At 60.2% G+C, this 18337-nt stretch carries 4 protein-coding genes and 3 pseudogenes; 5 read left to right on the forward strand and 2 right to left on the reverse strand.

Annotated features, from left to right (window positions below; translation table 11 throughout):
• The first annotated feature begins 53 nt into the window (after positions 1–53).
• From DV532_RS13830 to DV532_RS13845, 4 genes and pseudogenes are all read left to right on the forward strand, one after another.
• A pseudogene (locus DV532_RS13830) lies at positions 54–370 on the forward strand (type II toxin-antitoxin system PrlF family antitoxin).
• The gene (locus tag DV532_RS13835) at positions 370–831 is read left to right on the forward strand and encodes a type II toxin-antitoxin system YhaV family toxin (RefSeq protein ID WP_056803623.1); all 462 of its coding nucleotides are present in this window, start codon (positions 370–372) and stop codon (positions 829–831) included. The pseudogene DV532_RS13830 and the gene DV532_RS13835 overlap by 1 nt, the downstream one beginning before the upstream one ends.
• Positions 832–1209: 378 nt before the next feature.
• Positions 1210–1526 (forward strand): annotated as a pseudogene (locus tag DV532_RS13840) (type II toxin-antitoxin system PrlF family antitoxin).
• Entirely contained in the window at positions 1526–1987 is a 462-nt protein-coding gene (locus DV532_RS13845; RefSeq protein ID WP_056803623.1) for a type II toxin-antitoxin system YhaV family toxin, read from the forward strand. The pseudogene DV532_RS13840 and the gene DV532_RS13845 overlap by 1 nt, the downstream one beginning before the upstream one ends.
• Before the next feature lie 174 nt (positions 1988–2161).
• Here the strand turns inward: DV532_RS13845 and DV532_RS13850 are convergent.
• Positions 2162–2441, reverse strand: a pseudogene (locus DV532_RS13850) (transposase); the annotation flags it as partial.
• Between the two features lie 166 nt (positions 2442–2607).
• The gene (locus DV532_RS30935; protein ID WP_120715348.1) at positions 2608–16398 is read right to left on the reverse strand and encodes a putative Ig domain-containing protein; all 13791 of its coding nucleotides are present in this window, start codon (positions 16396–16398) and stop codon (positions 2608–2610) included.
• 236 nt (positions 16399–16634) lie between these two features.
• Between DV532_RS30935 and DV532_RS13860 the strand changes: the two genes are divergently transcribed.
• A complete protein-coding gene (locus DV532_RS13860) occupies positions 16635–17738 on the forward strand; it encodes a helix-turn-helix transcriptional regulator (protein WP_056803595.1) in 1104 nt (367 codons plus the stop codon).
• Positions 17739–18337 lie beyond the last annotated feature (599 nt).

The raw sequence follows: 18337 nt of genomic DNA on the forward strand, positions 1-18337 counted from the left end.
ACCACGTAAGGATTATTCCTTACCATTTATTCAATACATCCGGGAGAACACTCATGCCTGCCATCCACGAAATCGCCACACTGACCTCAAAGGGGCAGGTCACACTGCCCAAATCCGTTCGCCAGCTACTCGGGCTTGATACCGGTGGCAAGATTGCATTCGACGTACGCGGGGGTGAAATCGTGGTCAGCCGCGTAGAAACCACCCACGAAGACCCTGCCATCGGTGCGTTCCTGGGTTTGCTGGAGGCTGATATCCGAGGCGGCCGCAACCTCACCACTCTCCGGAAGACTTGGCGCAAACCATGCTCGCCAACGCAAACCACCCTGTAAACCTGGACGAAGAGATCGACGGTGAGGTCGCGATCTGATGGTGCGACATGGCTGGACACTGTTGTTCCATGAAGGTGTGACTTTACAGCTACGCAAATTGCAAGAAGCCGCCGCCCGGGCCGAGCAGAACGACCCACACGGTTTTGAAAGCAACGCCAACGTGAAGCTGTTTCGGGCATTGAGCCATCTGATCATGGAGGCTGTGCCTGCCGACCCGGGCCGTGATGAGTTTCGCCAAGGCAACACGCTGGGCACCTCCTACCGACATTGGCGGCGGGCAAAGATCGGTAGGCGCTTTCGGCTGTTCTTTCGCTACGACTCAAGATCCAAGGTCATCGTCTATGCATGGGTCAACGACGAAAATACCCTCCGGTCTGCAGGCAGCAAATCCGGTCCCTACGCCGTATTCGAGAAGACGCTGGGCCGCGGCAACCCTCCTGATGACTGGGATGCGCTGATTACTGCAACGCGTAGCAACTGGGACGAGCCCAAAGCATAAGCTGCGCGACTGGGTGAGGGATTGCACGTTTGACACCGCCCCCCTCGGTGCGGCCACTGTAGTCCACGCGTAGCTGCTGCAAAAAGGGGTACATCTGGGGGTACAAAATCATTTTTCTATTCATAACTTATTGATTTAAATGAATGGCCAAATGTTTTTTGGCGATCCTGACAGTCTTTAGAGCGGCTCAGAGGCATTCAAAAGCCGCCTTTCAGGAACCGTTCAGCACTAATACCGATCGTGTCCCGGGCAGTGGTGTAACTCATCCTGCGGCGTTGCTGAACGTCCGCGCCACCCATGCTCGATCAGCAGGAAACCAAGATTGACCAGGTAAGGATTATTCCTTACCATTCATTCAATTCATCCGGGAGAACACTCATGCCTGCCATCCGGGAAATCGCCACACTGACCTCAAAGGGGCAGGTCACACTGCCCAAATCCGTTCGCCAGCTACTCGGGCTTGATACCGGTGGCAAGATTGCATTCGACGTACGCGGGGGTGAAATCGTGGTCAGCCGCGTAGAAACCACCCACGAAGACCCTGCCATCGGTGCGTTCCTGGGTTTGCTGGAGGCTGATATCCGAGGCGGCCGCAACCTCACCACTCTCCGGAAGACTTGGCGCAAACCATGCTCGCCAACGCAAACCACCCTGTAAACCTGGACGAAGAGATCGACGGTGAGGTCGCGATCTGATGGTGCGACATGGCTGGACACTGTTGTTCCATGAAGGTGTGACTTTACAGCTACGCAAATTGCAAGAAGCCGCCGCCCGGGCCGAGCAGAACGACCCACACGGTTTTGAAAGCAACGCCAACGTGAAGCTGTTTCGGGCATTGAGCCATCTGATCATGGAGGCTGTGCCTGCCGACCCGGGCCGTGATGAGTTTCGCCAAGGCAACACGCTGGGCACCTCCTACCGACATTGGCGGCGGGCAAAGATCGGTAGGCGCTTTCGGCTGTTCTTTCGCTACGACTCAAGATCCAAGGTCATCGTCTATGCATGGGTCAACGACGAAAATACCCTCCGGTCTGCAGGCAGCAAATCCGGTCCCTACGCCGTATTCGAGAAGACGCTGGGCCGCGGCAACCCTCCTGATGACTGGGATGCGCTGATTACTGCAACGCGTAGCAACTGGGACGAGCCCAAAGCATAAGCTGCGCGACTGGGTGAGGGATTGCACGTTTGACACCGCCCCCCTCGGTGCGGCCACTGTAGTCCACGCGTAGTTGCTGCAAAAAGGGGTACATCTGAGGGTACAAAATCACTCTTCTATTCATAACTTATTGATTTAAATTAACGGCCAAATGTTCTTCGGAGTCGGCGCGCTGAGCGTCAGTCGAGCAAACTGGCGCATCGACGTGATTTCGTAAAGTGCTTCTTCCATGGACGGGTCACTCAGCGAAAACTAGTTTTGCAGCAGGTGAATACGCAGCATGGTTTCCAGAGGATACGGCTTGCGACCACCACCCGCCTTTGGGTAGTGCGGTTCATCAACGCCATCAAGCCACTCCACAGTACGACCTGTTTCATCTCGGCCAGGAAACGCTCACGGCGGTTTGCTTGCGCTTACCGGCGTACTCGAAATCAGAAAAGCTCATCTGACTCATGGGCAAGGCTTGTTGGGTGGTTGAAAGGAGGGCTATTTCAGCACAAGTCAGACCGGCCTGTGCTGACTTGATCGGAGAATCCCTATCCAGGCTTGTGGAATGCCAGACATTAAGCCGGGTGAAGCGCGGGCAGCAAAACGAATCCCACGTTTCACACCTTGTACAGTCAAGTGAAAAGCTGCACATCGCTCGCCGCCAGGCTCGCCACCCCAGCCAAAGTCACCACAGCGACGGAGTTGCCGTTGGTAGCGCCATCAGCATCGTAATAAAGCGTCTGGTCGGACTGGTTGAATACCAGGTGAGCACCCATCTGCTCGGTCAGTCCATTGACATTGGCAAGCACTCGCTCGACGGGCTCACCGTTGAACTGGAACACTCCACTGCTCAGCGAAAGGATGTCTGCGCCATTCGCGAAGCCGATGACAATGTTGCTGCTAGCGGCGTCGGGCGCCGCTGAGAAGCGGAAGATATCGTCGCCGTTGCCACCGATGAGCTGGTTGAAACCACTGCCACCATCCAGCGTGTCATTGCCGTCATCGCCGGACAGAAAGTCGTTGCCCTCGCCACCCTCCAGCAGGTCATCGCCCAGCCCGCCATTGAGCAGGTCATCACCAGCCCCCGCCGACAGGCTGTCATTACCACCGTGTCCATAGAGGACCTGAGTACCCGCCCCGGTGCTGAAGCTGTCATCGGTCGCGTCGCCGCCAATGTAGAAGCCGGCCAGCTCGCGCAGATCTTGCCGGCTCCATACGGTGCCGTCGCTAAAGCGCACTTCCTGCACCCCATACTGGTTGGGGTTGTCGCTGGCCTGGTTGGCCATTATCTGGTTCGACAGGAGCACGGTCCTGCTCGAAGTGAAGCTCAGGGTGATGTTGCTGACGTCGCCAAAGACCGTGACGCTGGCCGGGCTGAAAGCATCACCCAGCTCAAGCCGATTGACATCGCTCGCCGTCGAGGTGTTCACGTAATCCGATAGCGTGACATTGCCGCTGCCGTCGAAGCGATAGGTGTCGCTGCCACTGTCACCGATGACGGTGACCGCGAAGGTGTTGGCCAACCCATTGGCAATTAACAGGTCATCACCCGAGCCACCGGAGGCATAGCTGCTATCGGTGGCGCCTGTGCCGAGGATCAGCGTGTCGTTGCCATTACCCCCCAGCAGCTGGTTGTAGCCGCTGCCGCCGTCGAGGCTGTCGTTGCCATCTTCGCCGAACAGCACGTCGTTGCCGTCACCGCCATTCAACACATCATCGCCCAGAGCGCCATACAACTGATCATCCCCTGCCCCGGCCGTCAAGCTGTCATTACCGCCGTGCCCGTAGAGGAACTGGTTGCCCGCGCCGGTGCTGATCGTGTCATCAACCGCGTCGGCACCAATGAAGTACCCGGCCAGCTCGCGCAGGTCTTGCCGGCTCCACACGGTGCCGTTGCTAAAGCGCACTTCCTGTACGCCATACTGGTTAGGGTTGTCGCTGGCCTGGTTAGCCAGCAGCTGGTTCGCCAGGAGCAGGGTTCCGCCAGTGGCGAAACCCAGGGTGATGCTGTTGCCGTCACCGCTGACCGTGACGCTGGCCGGGGTAATGCCGGCGGCCAGTTCCAGCCGATTGACATCGCTCGCCGTCGAGGTGTTCACGTAATCCGATAGCGCGACATTGCCGCTGCCGTCGAAGCGATAGGTGTCGCTGCCACTGTCACCGATGACGGTGACCGCGAAGGTGTTGGCCAACCCATTGGCAATTAACAGGTCATCACCCGAGCCACCGGAGGCATAGCTGCTATCGGTGGCGCCTGTGCCGAGGATCAGCGTGTCGTTGCCATTACCCCCCAGCAGCTGGTTGTAGCCGCTGCCGCCGTCGAGGCTGTCGTTGCCATCTTCGCCGAACAGCACGTCGTTGCCGTCACCGCCATTCAACACATCATCGCCCAGAGCGCCATACAACTGATCATCCCCTGCCCCGGCCGTCAAGCTGTCATTACCGCCGTGCCCGTAGAGGAACTGGTTGCCCGCGCCGGTGCTGATCGTGTCATCAACCGCGTCGGCACCAATGAAGTACCCGGCCAGCTCGCGCAGGTCTTGCCGGCTCCACACGGTGCCGTTGCTAAAGCGCACTTCCTGTACGCCATACTGGTTAGGGTTGTCGCTGGCCTGGTTAGCCAGCAGCTGGTTCGCCAGGAGCAGGGTTCCGCCAGTGGCGAAACCCAGGGTGATGCTGTTGCCGTCACCGCTGACCGTGACGCTGGCCGGGGTAATGCCGGCGGCCAGTTCCAGCCGATTGACATCGCTCGCCGTCGAGGTGTTCACGTAATCCGATAGCGCGACATTGCCGCTGCCGTCGAAGCGATAGGTGTCGCTGCCACTGTCACCGATGACGGTGACCGCGAAGGTGTTGGCCAACCCATTGGCAATTAACAGGTCATCACCCGAGCCACCGGAGGCATAGCTGCTATCGGTGGCGCCCGTGCCGAGGATCAGCGTGTCGTTGCCATTGCCCCCCAGCAATTGGTTGTAGCCGCTGCCGCCGTCGAGGCTGTCGTTGCCGTCTTCGCCGAACAGGACATCGTCCCCCTCCTCGCCGAACACCGTGTCATCGCCCGCCCGAGCCTGGACGACGTCGTTGCCCATCCTGGCGCGAATCAGGTCGGCGCCGTCTGTGCCGAGCAATGGGTTGTCACTGCCGTCGGTGCCGTCGATGGGGTTGAGCAGTTGCGCAATCCCTGCAGTCGAGCTGCTGGCGACGGACTCCAGGGTATTGCCACCATCGGTGTAGCTCGCTACTACACGGACCTGCAGGCCGATCAGTACCGTACCCAGCACCAGGCTGGCTGCGGTGGCGCCGGCAAGGTTCTGCCAAGCGGCGCCGTCGGTCGAGGTCTGCCACTGGTAGCTGACCACGCCCAGGCCGTCGGCGTCGGCCAGGGTATGGCTGGCAGTCAGTGTCTGGCCTTCCAGGGCGATGCCGGACAGGGTGACGTTGCCGGTCGGGGCATCGTTTACCGGGGCCAGGTTCAAGGTTGCGGCGGTCGAAACCGTAGCGGTGCCATCAGTGATAACCACGGTGAAAGTGACCGTGCCGTTGCGGTTGGCTGCGGGGCTGAAGGTCCAAGTGCCGTTGCCATTGTCAGCCACGCTGCCATCGGCCGGGGCCACGCTGACGCTCTGCACGCTCAAGGTGGCGCCGACATCCACATCGCTGGCATTGGGCAGCAATTGCGCGCTGGTCAGGGTGTAGCTCTGGTCCTCCGTGCCATTGGCCAGGGTTACCGGGCTGCTGACGGTCGGGGCGTCGTTGGTGTTGGCGATGGTCAGGGTGAAGACATCGCTGACACTGGCATTGCTGGTGTCGGTAGCAGTCACGCGGATGTCCAGGCTGCCTACTTCGGCGTTGCCTGGGGTACCGGTGAAAGTATGTGTGGCGGTGTCGAAGCTCAGCCAGGTTGGTAGCGCGGAGCCGTTGGCCAAGCGGGCACTGTAGCTCAAAGTGTCACCAGGGTTCGGGTCAGCGAAGGCATTGGCCGGAACGGTGAAGGTAAAGGCGGCGTCCTCGTTGGCCGTCTGGTCTGCGAGCGGGGTGCTGAGCACCGGAGCGGTATTGGGCGCTTGCGTAACCCCGGCAGTCGCACTACTGGCGACGGACTCCAGGGTATTGCCGCCATCGGTGTAACTGGCCAGTACACGGACCTGCAGGCCGACCAACGCCGATCCGAGTGCCAGGCTGGCGGTGGTAGCGCCGGCAAGGTTCTGCCAGGTAGTGCCATCGCTGGAGCTCTGCCACTGGTAACTTACAGCGCCAAGGCCATCAGCGTCGGTCAGATTGTGACTGGCGGTCAGCGTCTGGCCTTGCTGGGCCGTGCCGGACAGGGTGACGTTGCCGGTCGGGGCATCGTTTACCTGGGCCAGGTTCAAGGTTGCGGCGGTCGAAACCGTAGCGGTGCCATCAGTGATAACCACGGTGAAAGTGACCGTGCCGTTGCGGTTGGCTGCGGGGCTGAAGGTCCAAGTGCCGTTGCCATTGTCAGCCACGCTGCCATCGGCCGGGGCCACGCTGACGCTCTGCACGCTCAAGGTGGCGCCGACATCCACATCGCTGGCATTGGGCAGCAATTGCGCGCTGGTCAGGGTGTAGCTCTGGTCCTCCGTGCCATTGGCCAGGGTTACCGGGCTGCTGACGGTCGGGGCGTCGTTGGTGTTGGCGATGGTCAGGGTGAAGACATCGCTGACACTGGCATTGCTGGTGTCGGTAGCAGTCACGCGGATGTCCAGGCTGCCTACTTCGGCGTTGCTCGGGGTGCCGATAAAAGTGCGGGTGGCGGTGTCGAAGCTCAGCCAGGTTGGTAGCGCGGAGCCGTTGGCCAGGCGGGCACTGTAGCTCAACGTGTCACCGGGGTTCGGGTCGACGAAGGCGTTGGCCGGTATTGTGAAGCTGAGGGCGGCGTCTTCGTTGGCTGCCTGGTCAGAGAGTGAAATGCTGAGCGTCGGCGGAGCGTTAAGGTTTACTACCTCGATATTGGTAATGCTTGTGGCCGGCGCGAAATTGTCCAGAGTAAGGGTGCTGGCAGTGGTGTTACGCAAAGTAATGATGGACATCCAACTGGTCGCGTCCACTGCCGCGCCATCCTGGTCCCACTGCAACAGCGTATCGGCGCCCTGCTGCACCAGGCGCAGATAGCCCAGCGCCGGGTCGAAGGGGTTACCACCGCTGTAGCCGCTGCTATTGGTCAGTAGCACATTGATGCTCAGGATGTCGCCACCCGCACCGCTTGCGAAATCGCTGACCAGCAGTTGCCCACTGGTGTAGGGATAAAGCAGGTAGGTATCGCGACCACTACCGCCCGTGACAGTGGTCACGGTGTTGATATTGCCTTGGGCAACAACAATCGTGTCATCACCGGCACCCGCATCGAGGGTGTTCGTCGCCAACTCGCCACCTCTGTCTTCGAGGTAGTCATTGCCGTCTCCGCCGATCAGCACATCACTCCCCTCGTCGCCAAAGAGATTGTCGTTGCCATCGCCACCAGCCAGCAAATCGTTGCCGGCTCTGCCCAACATGTAGTCACTCCCATTGCTACCCGTCAGGCTGTCATCACCCGCTTCGCCATCCAGAAAACTTCCATTGCTATCATCGCCAGCCAATAACACATCGTTACCTTGGCCGCCATAAAGCTGGTCGTATCCGCTACCGCCATCCAGCAGGTCATCGCCACCAAAACCATACAGCTGGTCATTGTCTGCCAGGCCGTAGATCGCATCCGCCACCACGCTGCCATTGAGCGTGTCGGCGTTGGGCGTGCCGATCAAGGTGAGTCCCACCGTACTGCCATCCGGCGGTGCCGCCGGTGCAAAGTTATCAATAGTGAGGCTGCTGGCCACGGTATTCTGCAGGTTAATGACGGTCCGCCAACCGTCGCCCCCTGCGGCCGTGCCGTTCTGGTCCCACTGCAGCAGCGTATCGGCGCCCTGCTGCACCAGGCGCAGATAGCCCAGCGCCGGGTCGAAGGGGTTACCACCGCTGTAGCCGCTGCTATTGGTCAGTAGCACATTGATGCTCAGGATGTCGCCACCCGCACCGCTTGCGAAATCGCTGACCAGCAGTTGCCCACTGGTGTAGGGATAAAGCAGGTAGGTATCGCGACCACTACCGCCCGTGACAGTGGTCACGGTGTTGATATTGCCTTGGGCAACAACAATCGTGTCATCACCGGCACCCGCATCGAGGGTGTTCGTCGCCAACTCGCCACCTCTGTCTTCGAGGTAGTCATTGCCGTCTCCGCCGATCAGCACATCACTCCCCTCGTCGCCAAAGAGATTGTCGTTGCCATCGCCACCAGCCAGCAAATCGTTGCCGGCTCTGCCCAACATGTAGTCACTCCCATTGCTACCCGTCAGGCTGTCATCACCCGCTTCGCCATCCAGAAAACTTCCATTGCTATCATCGCCAGCCAATAACACATCGTTACCTTGGCCGCCATAAAGCTGGTCGTATCCGCTACCGCCATCCAGCAGGTCATCGCCACCAAAACCATACAGCTGGTCATTGTCTGCCAGGCCGTAGATCGCATCCGCCACCACGCTGCCATTGAGCGTGTCGGCGTTGGGCGTGCCGATCAAGGTGAGTCCCACCGTACTGCCATCCGGCGGTGCCGCCGGTGCAAAGTTATCAATAGTGAGGCTGCTGGCCACGGTATTCTGCAGGTTAATGACGGTCCGCCAACCGTCGCCCCCTGCGGCCGTGCCGTTCTGGTCCCACTGCAGCAGCGTATCGGCGCCCTGCTGCACCAGGCGCAGATAGCCCAGCGCCGGGTCGAAGGGGTTACCACCGCTGTAGCCGCTGCTATTGGTCAGTAGCACATTGATGCTCAGGATGTCGCCACCCGCACCGCTTGCGAAATCGCTGACCAGCAGTTGCCCACTGGTGTAGGGATAAAGCAGGTAGGTATCGCGACCACTACCGCCCGTGACAGTGGTCACGGTGTTGATATTGCCTTGGGCAACAACAATCGTGTCATCACCGGCACCCGCATCGAGGGTGTTCGTCGCCAACTCGCCACCTCTGTCTTCGAGGTAGTCATTGCCGTCTCCGCCGATCAGCACATCACTCCCCTCGTCGCCAAAGAGATTGTCGTTGCCATCGCCACCAGCCAGCAAATCGTTGCCGGCTCTGCCCAACATGTAGTCACTCCCATTGCTACCCGTCAGGCTGTCATCACCCGCTTCGCCATCCAGAAAACTTCCATTGCTATCATCGCCAGCCAATAACACATCGTTACCTTGGCCGCCATAAAGCTGGTCGTATCCGCTACCGCCATCCAGCAGGTCATCGCCACCAAAACCATACAGCTGGTCATTGTCTGCCAGGCCGTAGATCGCATCCGCCACCACGCTGCCGTTGAGTATGTCGGCGTTGGGAGTACCTATAATCGCACCCAGCAAATCCAGGCTGAACCCCGCGATTGCCGAAAGCCCGCCCGCATCCGTCGCGGTCACGACGATATCGAGACTACCCGCTACTGTCCCTTCTGGCGATGTACCACTGAACGTACGGCTCGCTGCATCGAAGTTCAGCCAGGCAGGTAATGAGGCGCCACCGGCAAGCGTCGCACTCAGCGTCAGGCTGTCGCCAGCATCCACATCGATGAACGTATTCGCTGGCAAGGTATATGTGAAAGCACGTCCTAACCCACCGAGTTGGTTGGCAATAGGAACCTGCATGGTCGGCGCATCGTTCACCGCTGCCAGATCCAGGCTAGCGGTAGTGTTGATGCTGACCGAACCATCACTGATCACCACCGTGAAATTGACCGCACCATTACGATTGGCCGCCGGGCTATAGGTCCAGGTGCCATCACCATTGGCGGTCACGCTGCCATCGGCCAGCGCAACGCTGACGCTTTGCACGCTCAGCGTATCGCTCACATCCACATCGCTGGCGTTGGCCAATAGCTGAGCAGCGGTGAAGGTGTAGCTCTGGTCCTCCACTCCATTTGTCAGGATTACCGGGACGGAAACGGTCGGTGCGTCGTTGGTGTTGGCGATACTCAGGGTAAAGTCATCGCTGACACTGAGGTTGCCAGTATCGGTAGCGGTCACCCTGATACTCAGAGTACCCACGTCGGCATTGCCCGGTGTACCGCTGAAGGTACGGCTGGCGGGATCGAAACTGAGCCAGGCGGGCAGCGGGTTGCCATCAGCCAGGCGGGCACCGTAGGTCAGGCTGTCGCCTACGTTCGGGTCGATGAATGCATTGGCCGCAAGCGTGAAGTTGAAGACAGCGTCCTCACTGGCCGACTGGTCGGACAGTGGGGTACCAACCACCGGTGGGGCATTCAGGTTTACCACCTCAATAGTGACGATACCGGTAGCGGGTGCGAAGTTTTCAGGGATGAGGCTGTTTGCCTGGGTGTTCTGCAGGGTGATGACGGTCTGCCAATCGTTGGTGGCACCGGCCGCGCCGTCCCGATCCCACTGCAGCAACGTGTCGGCACCTTGCTGTACTAAACGCAAGTAGCCCAACACCGGGTCGAACGGATTGCCGCCGCTGTAGCCGCCGCTCAACAGCAGCAGCTGGTTGATGTTGAGGATATCGCCGTTGGCGCCAGCAGCGAAGTCGCTCGCCAGCAGATGGCCGATGGAGTTTGCCTGCAAGATGTAGGTATCACGCCCGCTGCCACCAGCAATCGTGGTGACGGCATTGGCGTGGCTCTGATAGACCAGGATCGTGTCATCGCCGGCACCGCCATCCAGGTTGTTGTTGCCTGCCTGACCGCTTTGGTCGAAGTCCTCCAGGAAATCATTGCCGTTACCGCCACTGATCGAGTCGTTGCCTGTATCACCGTACAAAGTGTCCGAGCCGCCGCTGCCGATCAGCGTGTCATCGCCGCCCTCGCCCAACAAGACGCTGCCATCGTTGTCATTACCTGCCAGCAGCGTGTCATTACCCTGCCCCCCGGAAAGCGTGTCAAAGCCACTGCCCCCATCCAGCAGGTCATTGCCGCCAAAACCGAACAGCTGGTCGTTACCGGCCAAGCCATAGATCGCATCGTCGACCACGCTGCCATTGAGCACGTCATCGTTCGGCGTGCCGCTCAGCGTCAACCCCGATGAACTGCCATCCGGAGGTGAAGCAGGCGAGAAATTGTCGAGGGTCAGGCTGTTTATCTGGGTGTTCTGCAGGGTGATGACGGTCTGCCAATCGTTGGTGACACCGGCCGCGCCGTCCCGATCCCACTGCAGCAACGTGTCGGCACCTTGCTGTACTAAACGCAAGTAGCCCAACACCGGGTCGAACGGATTGCCGCCGCTGTAGCCGCCGCTCAACAGCAGCAGCTGGTTGATGTTGAGGATATCGCCGTTGGCGCCAGCAGCGAAGTCGCTCGCCAGCAGATGGCCGATGGAGTTTGCCTGCAAGATGTAGGTATCACGCCCGCTGCCACCAGCAATCGTGGTGACGGCATTGGCGTGGCTCTGATAGACCAGGATCGTGTCATCGCCGGCACCGCCATCCAGGTTGTTGTTGCTTGCCTGACCGCTTTGGTCGAAGTCCTCCAGGAAATCATTGCCATCGCCGCCCTGCAACTGGTCGCTGCCCATATCACCTTGCAGACGATCATTGCCGTTACCGCCACTGATCGAGTCGTTGCCTGTATCACCGTACAAAGTGTCCGAGCCGCCGCTGCCGATCAGCGTGTCATCGCCGCCCTCGCCCAACAAGACGCTGCCATCGTTGTCATTACCTGCCAGCAGCGTGTCATTACCCTGCCCCCCGGAAAGCGTGTCAAAGCCACTGCCCCCATCCAGCAGGTCATTGCCGCCAAAACCGAACAGCTGGTCGTTACCGGCCAAGCCATAGATCGCATCGTCGACCACGCTGCCATTGAGCACGTCATCGTTCGGCGTGCCGACCAAAGCACTCAGCAGGCTCAACGTGAAATCATCACTCACCGAAAGCCCACCCGCGTCGGTCGCGGTGACGGTGATGTCAATTTCCCCAGGCTCTGTACCGGCCGGTGGGGTGCCGGTGAAGCTGCGGCTCGTCGCATCGAAGCTCAGCCACACCGGCAATGGGTCACCATTCACCAAGCGGGCACTCAAGACCAACGTGTCGCCGGCATCAATGTCTGCAAAGGTATTCACCGGCAAAGTAAGACTGAAGGCGCGCCCCAAGCCGCTGAGTTGATTGGCAAGTGGCACCTGCAAGATCGGCGCATCATTGACCGCCGCCACATCGATGCTCAGGGTACTGGCGTTAACGGCGAAGTCTGTGCCGTCGCTCACCTTGAAGCCGATGCTTGCATAGCCGTTGCCATTACCATTGAGAGCCGGCACGAACTGAAGCTTGCCAGCATCGAGGTCAGCCATGCTGATTACCTGATCCTGAACCACCGCAACCCAGGCGCTTCCATTGTTGTACTGCAGGCTACCAAGTGCTGGCAGGCTGGTAATCTTCACCGCGGCCATCGGGGTATTTTGCGGGTCGCTGTAATTGCCGAAATCACTCGCCTGCAACACTAGCGGTGTGTCTTCGTCGGTAGTGGCGCTGTCATCGGTCGAACTGGGAGGTGCGCTGAACATGGCCAGTACAGTTGCGGGCGCCCACGCCGTGCCATTGGCAAAGCGTATCTCATCAACTTGAGCCACCCCACCAAGGAAGTAATCCAGCACAGTGATGCGGTCGCTGGCATTGAGGGTAAGCACCAGGTCATCATTGATGCGGCTCACACTTACCTGGGATGGCAGTATGGGGTTTTCCAGCACGATGGCGTCGAAGTCCGCCTGGCCGGCGCTGCGGTTGTCCACGGTGTCGCGGCCATAACCGAGGAAGTAGTGATACACGTCATTACCGCTGTCGCCAGCAAGGGTGTCGTTGCCGTAGTTGCCATACAGTTGATCATCACCCGCGCCGCCGCTGACAATATCGTCACCGTCGCTACCATCGAGCAGATCATCGCCGTCACCACCGGCCACCGCATCGTTACCGGTCGAGCCATTGACGTAGTCGTTACCTGCAAGCCCATTGAGCTGATCATCACCCGCAGAACCGTTCAGGTAATCGGCCCCTGCGCTACCCACGAAACTGTCGTTCTGCGTGGTGCCAAAGTACCAGCCCGCCCGGTGCATGATCTCGGCGCGATCCCACACGGTGCCATCGGCAAAGTGGAACGCCTGCACCCCGGAGCCTTCACCAGAGTCTTGCGGGTACGGTAACCCCATACTGCCAATGAACAAACGATGCCCATTGGCAAACTCGATCACTAGATTGCCGGACGGGTTGTAACTATCCAGCGGCCGCACGAAGTGCAGATCCCCAGGATTGATACCCGCCGAAAACTGCACGACGTTGAACTGACCCAGACCGTTGTCATCACCAATGGTGACGTCGCCACTGCCGTCGATCAGGTAGGTGTCATTTCCACTGCCCCCGCTCAACCCGACATAGCCACCAACATTGCTGAGGTTGCGAGCGTCCAGCGTGTCGTCACCGGCTTCGCCCAACAGGAGTGTCCCGGTCTGGCTGTTGCCCACGACCAAGGTGTCGTTGCCATCTCCACCCCAGAGAAAGTCGACCCCACCCCCACCCTGCAACACATCGTTACCGGCCTCGCCACGCAAGGTGTTGTTGCCGGCGTTGCCCAACACCTGGTTGTTACCAGCGTTGCCGGTGCCGTCGAGGTTGGCAGTGCCCGTCAGCGTGAGGTTCTCGACATTGCTGCCAAGCGTGTAGTTGACCGAGGCGCGGACGCTATCGTTGCCTTCGTTGGCCAGTTCGCTGATCTGGTCGCCGGTGCTGTCGACTACATAGAGGTCGTCCCCCGCGCCACCGAACATGGCGTCGTCACCGGTACCACCATCAAGCGTGTCGTTGCCACCCAGCGCGCGGATCTCGTCATTGCCGCCCAGCGCCTGGATCAAGTCATCGCCGTTGCTGCCGATCAGCAGGTCGGCGCCATTGGTGGCACCCGGCTGCACGTTGGCCAACAGTGTCGCGCGGTTCCAGAGTGTGCCGTTGGCAAACTGGACACGGTCGATCTCGTAGTCGGACCCCAGGTAGAAATTCTTCACGGTGAGTGTGGCGGAGGTGCTGTTGACCAGCATCACCATGTCATTGCCGCTGCGCTGGAAGCGCACGTCGGCCGGGTTGAGACCAGCCAGTTGCAGTGTGTCGACGTCGCCGGCCAGTCCTCCGCTGTTGTCGACCTCGTCATTACCGGTATTCAGGCCGTAGACGTACGTGTCGTTACCCTCGCGCCCCGCCAGCCAGTCATTGCCGGCGCCACCGTTGAGGGTGTTGCGGCCGCTGTTGCCGGTCAGGCGGTTATCAAGCTCGTTGCCGGTACCCGCCAGGTTGGCAGTACCGATGAGCTCGAGGTTTTCCAGGTTGGCGCCGAGGGTGTAGGCGATGGCGGTGCGAACGGTATCGCTGCCCGCGCCTGCCGCCTCACTGATGCTGTCGCCCGCCTGGGCGACCAGATACAGGTCGTCGCCGGCACCACCGGCCATGCTGTCGTTGCCCGCGCCCCCGTCGAGCAGGTCGTTGCCATCGCCACCGGACAGGCTGTCGTTGCCGGCGCCACCCAACATGGTGTCGTTGCCGGCACCGCCTTGCAGGATGTCGGCGCCATCGCCGCCGTCCAGCTGGTTGTTGCCACTATTGCCGATCAGGGTGTTGGCCAGCGTGTTACCAGTGCCGTTGAGGTGGGCGGTGCCCAGCAGGGTCAGGCGCTCGACATTGTTGCCGAGGGTATAGTTGATGCTCGCCTGCACGGTGTCGTCGCCGCTGTTGGCCGCCTCGACCACCGCATCGCCAAGGTTGTCGACCACGTAGGTGTCATTGCCAATGCCGCCTTCCAGGCGGTCTGCACCGGTGCCACCATCGAGCAGGTCGTTGCCGCCGTTGCCGAACAGCGTGTCGTTGCCGCCCAGGCCTTGCAGCACATCGTCGCCAGGGTTGCCGTTGAGCACATCCGCGCCCTCGGTCGGGGTGGCGGGCGGGTAATAGAGATTGCTGAGGATGTTGCTGCTGGTCCAGGTAGTGCCATCGGCGAACTGGATGCGGTCGATGGCATGGTCGGCATCGAGGAAATGCTGACTGACAGTGAGGGTTTCACCACTGGCCAGCACGCTCAGCACCAGGTCGTCGCCAACCCGCGTCAAGCGCACCTGGCTGGGGTTGAGATCGGTCAGCCGCAGGCTGTCGAGGTCAGCGGCCAGGCCGCCGCTGTTGTCGATGACGTCGTTGCCATAACCCAGGCCATAGAGGTAGGTGTCGTTACCCTGCCGCCCCGCCAGCCAGTCATTACCGGCACCGCCGTTGAGGGTGTTGCCACCGCTGTTGCCGGTCAGCCGGTTGTCGAGGGCGTTGCCGGTACCGGCCAGGTTGGTGGTACCAGTTAGTTCGAGGTTTTCCAGGTTGGCGCCGAGGGTGTAGGCAATGGCGGCGCGGACCGTGTCGTTGCCCTCGCCCGCTGCCTCGCTGACGCTGTCGCCCGCCTGGGCGACCAGATAAAGGTCATCGCCGGTACCACCAGCCATGCTGTCATTGCCCGCTCCGCCATCGAGCATATCGTTGCCGTCACCGCCGGTCAGGCTGTCGTTCCCGGCACCGCCCAGCAAGGTGTCATTGCCAGCACCGCCTTGCAGAACGTCGGCGCCATCGCCGCCGTCCAGCTGGTTGTTGCCACTGTTGCCGACTAAGATGTTGGCCAGCGCGTTGCCGGTCCCGTTGAGATGGGCGGCGCCCAGCAGGGTCAGGCGCTCGACATTGTTGCCGAGGGTATAGTCGATGCTCGCCTGCACGGTGTCATCGCCGCTGTTGGCCGCCTCGACCACCAGATCGCCAAGGTTGTCGACCACGTAGGTGTCATTGCCAATGCCGCCTTCCATGCGGTCGGCGCCAGGGCCGCCATCGAGCAGGTCGTTGCCGCCGTTGCCGAACAACGAGTCGTTGCCGCCCAGGCCTTGCAGGACGTCGTCGTCGGGATTGCCGTTGATCAGGTCGGCACCCTCAGTCGGCGTAACGGCCGGGTAATAGAGGTTGGCCAGGATGGCGTTGCTGTCCCAGCGGCTGCCGTCGACAAACTGGATGCGGTCCATGGCATGGCCGGCATCGAGGAAATGCTGGCTGACGGTGAGGGTTTCGCCAGTGGTCAGGACACTGAGCACCAGGTCGCTACCGATCCGGGTCAGGCGGATCTGGTTCGCGTTGAGATTGGTCAACCGAATGGTGTCGACGTCGTTATTTGCGCCACCGGAATTGTCGATTACATCGAAGCCATAACCCTGACCGAAACGGTAAGTATCGCTGCCGAGTCCACCTATGAGCAGGTCATTGCCGGTACCACCATCCAAAGTGTCGTTACCACCGTTACCCAAGAGTGTGTCATTGCCGCCCAGACCATTGAGGGTGTCGGCCGCTGAGCCACCCGTCAGGGTATTGGCGTTTTCATTACCATTGATGATTGCCATGACCTAACCCCTTACACACTCGAGATTTTTACGGTCTCATCAGTGTAGATCGCAGTCCCCCCGTTCTCCCTCATCTGTTTGAATGATCCGACAAGCCTTTCGTCTGATAATCGAACCACACAGAAGCGCTCTTTCCCGACCACCGGCATTGCAGAAAGCTCGACCATACGCCATATGAAGACGTAGCCTCGGCAAGTTCGACGGCGCTACGCCAACCGCTAGTAGGAAGGCTTGTCATGCCACGATTGGATATACAGAAGGCCTACGACGAATTAGTGGGCCTTTGTTATGAGTGCGTGCTGGACAACTCCGCCTGGCGGCCACTGCTCGAACTACTGGTCGCGGCCAGCGGGCGACAGCAGGGCTTGTTGCTGTTCACCGATTACCTCAAGAGCGGTACTCACGCCTCCACCACGCTCAACCTGTGCGACCCCGCCGGGATCGACGTCTACAACCGCCACTACTGCAATCTGGATCCGGGCCTTGTCCTCATCCGCTCCCGCAAAGTGGGTGACTGGTACAACGACCTCATGGATTTCGGTCCCGAACGCATTCGGTGCGACCCTTATTATCAAGAGTTCTACTACCCCTACGGGCTACATAACCTCTCCTGCGTCAAGCTGCAGGAGCAAGCCGATTCAGGCATCTACCTAACCGTGCTCAACGAAGTCGGCTCGACCTTGCCAACCGCCGAACAGCAGGCCTTGCTGCTGCGGATTAGCCCGCACTTGCTCAAGGCCGCCAAACTCTCCAACAAGGTCAACCGCCTGGAACTGGAGTTGGCCACACGCGACCTGCTGCTCGACCAGCATCGCGCCTCGCTCTGGTTGCTGGACGACGACGGTCACGTACTCTATTGCAACCAGATGGCGGCGCAACACATGAGGGAGAGCACTTTCCCGCTCTATGAACACTTCAACCGCCTGCACAGCAAGAGTCAGGATACCCACCTGCTAGGGCTGATCCGCCGCGCCGCCGGCAAGGACGGCAAGCGCCGCGCCGGCTGGCTGTGCCTCAACACCACCCAGCCGCAGGAGCTGCTGGTCACGCCGGTACCGGCCCAAGCCAGCTTCAACCAGCACTTCCAGAAGCCGCTGGTGCTGCTGGCACTGCTGGAAAACCAGCCGCAATCTCAGCTGCTGTCCGAGCTCTTCCAACTCACGCCGGCCGAACAGCGTCTGGCTGAACTACTGGCTCAGGGTCACACTCCGGAAAACTGTGCCGCCCGTTTGAGCGTGTCCATCAACACCGTGCGCACGCAACTGCGCGCTCTGTTCCGCAAGACCGACACTAGCCGCCAGGCCGACCTGGTCAGTCTGATCGGTCGCTTGCGTGTCTAGGCATCAGGCTTCCCTCTCGCATTCCGAAGCGGTGTTCGGGCTACCAGTTTGTCCTACTGGCCAAGTAGCGCGCCGAGAAACCTGCCGCTGTTCTAGCCGCATTGTCGATTACGTTCACTAGCTTGGGGTCGTCTGGTGCCGTTCGTGATAAGCGCCCCCATACGGACGCAGCACCGCCCTGCTTCTGGCCATCCCGCCATGGAGGTACACTGCAGTCCAGTATGCGCCACCTCAACAGCTGTCAGAAATTGCCATTCTTGATCGCACATCCTGATGGGGGTATCCAAGGGTATTTCTGGGGGTACATTTCTGATTTCGTTAACCAAAAATACCGCCCCAGAGCTATGTCCAAATGTTCTTCGGCGACCCTGACAGTCTTTAGGGAAACTCCAAGCAACTCACCCAGCACCCGGCAACGGCTGACTTCTGGGCTCAGAAAAGCTCGATTTGCAGGCGAGGATTATTGAACACCAGGGCAGCCCCCTGGTTTTCTGGCTTTGACATGCTCCGGGCTCCACCCGAGCGCTGCTGGACTGTTTGTCTCTACCGCTAACCGGCAAGGCTTGACTCTACCGTAAGGGGCAGACTTTACCCTTGGC

Origin of the sequence: Pseudomonas sp. Leaf58, assembly GCF_003627215.1 — a bacterium.
Lineage (GTDB): Bacteria > Pseudomonadota > Gammaproteobacteria > Pseudomonadales > Pseudomonadaceae > Aquipseudomonas.

Bases quoted from the DNA above. Each gene is read 5' to 3' on its own strand.
- DV532_RS13835 (WP_056803623.1), top strand. From the start codon at position 370: ATGGTGCGACATGGCTGGACACTGTTGTTCCATGAAGGTGTGACTTTA.
- DV532_RS13845 (WP_056803623.1), top strand. From the start codon at position 1,526: ATGGTGCGACATGGCTGGACACTGTTGTTCCATGAAGGTGTGACTTTA.
- DV532_RS30935 (WP_120715348.1), bottom strand. From the start codon at position 16,398: ATGGCAATCATCAATGGTAATGAAAACGCCAATACCCTGACGGGTGGC.
- DV532_RS13860 (WP_056803595.1), top strand. From the start codon at position 16,635: ATGCCACGATTGGATATACAGAAGGCCTACGACGAATTAGTGGGCCTT.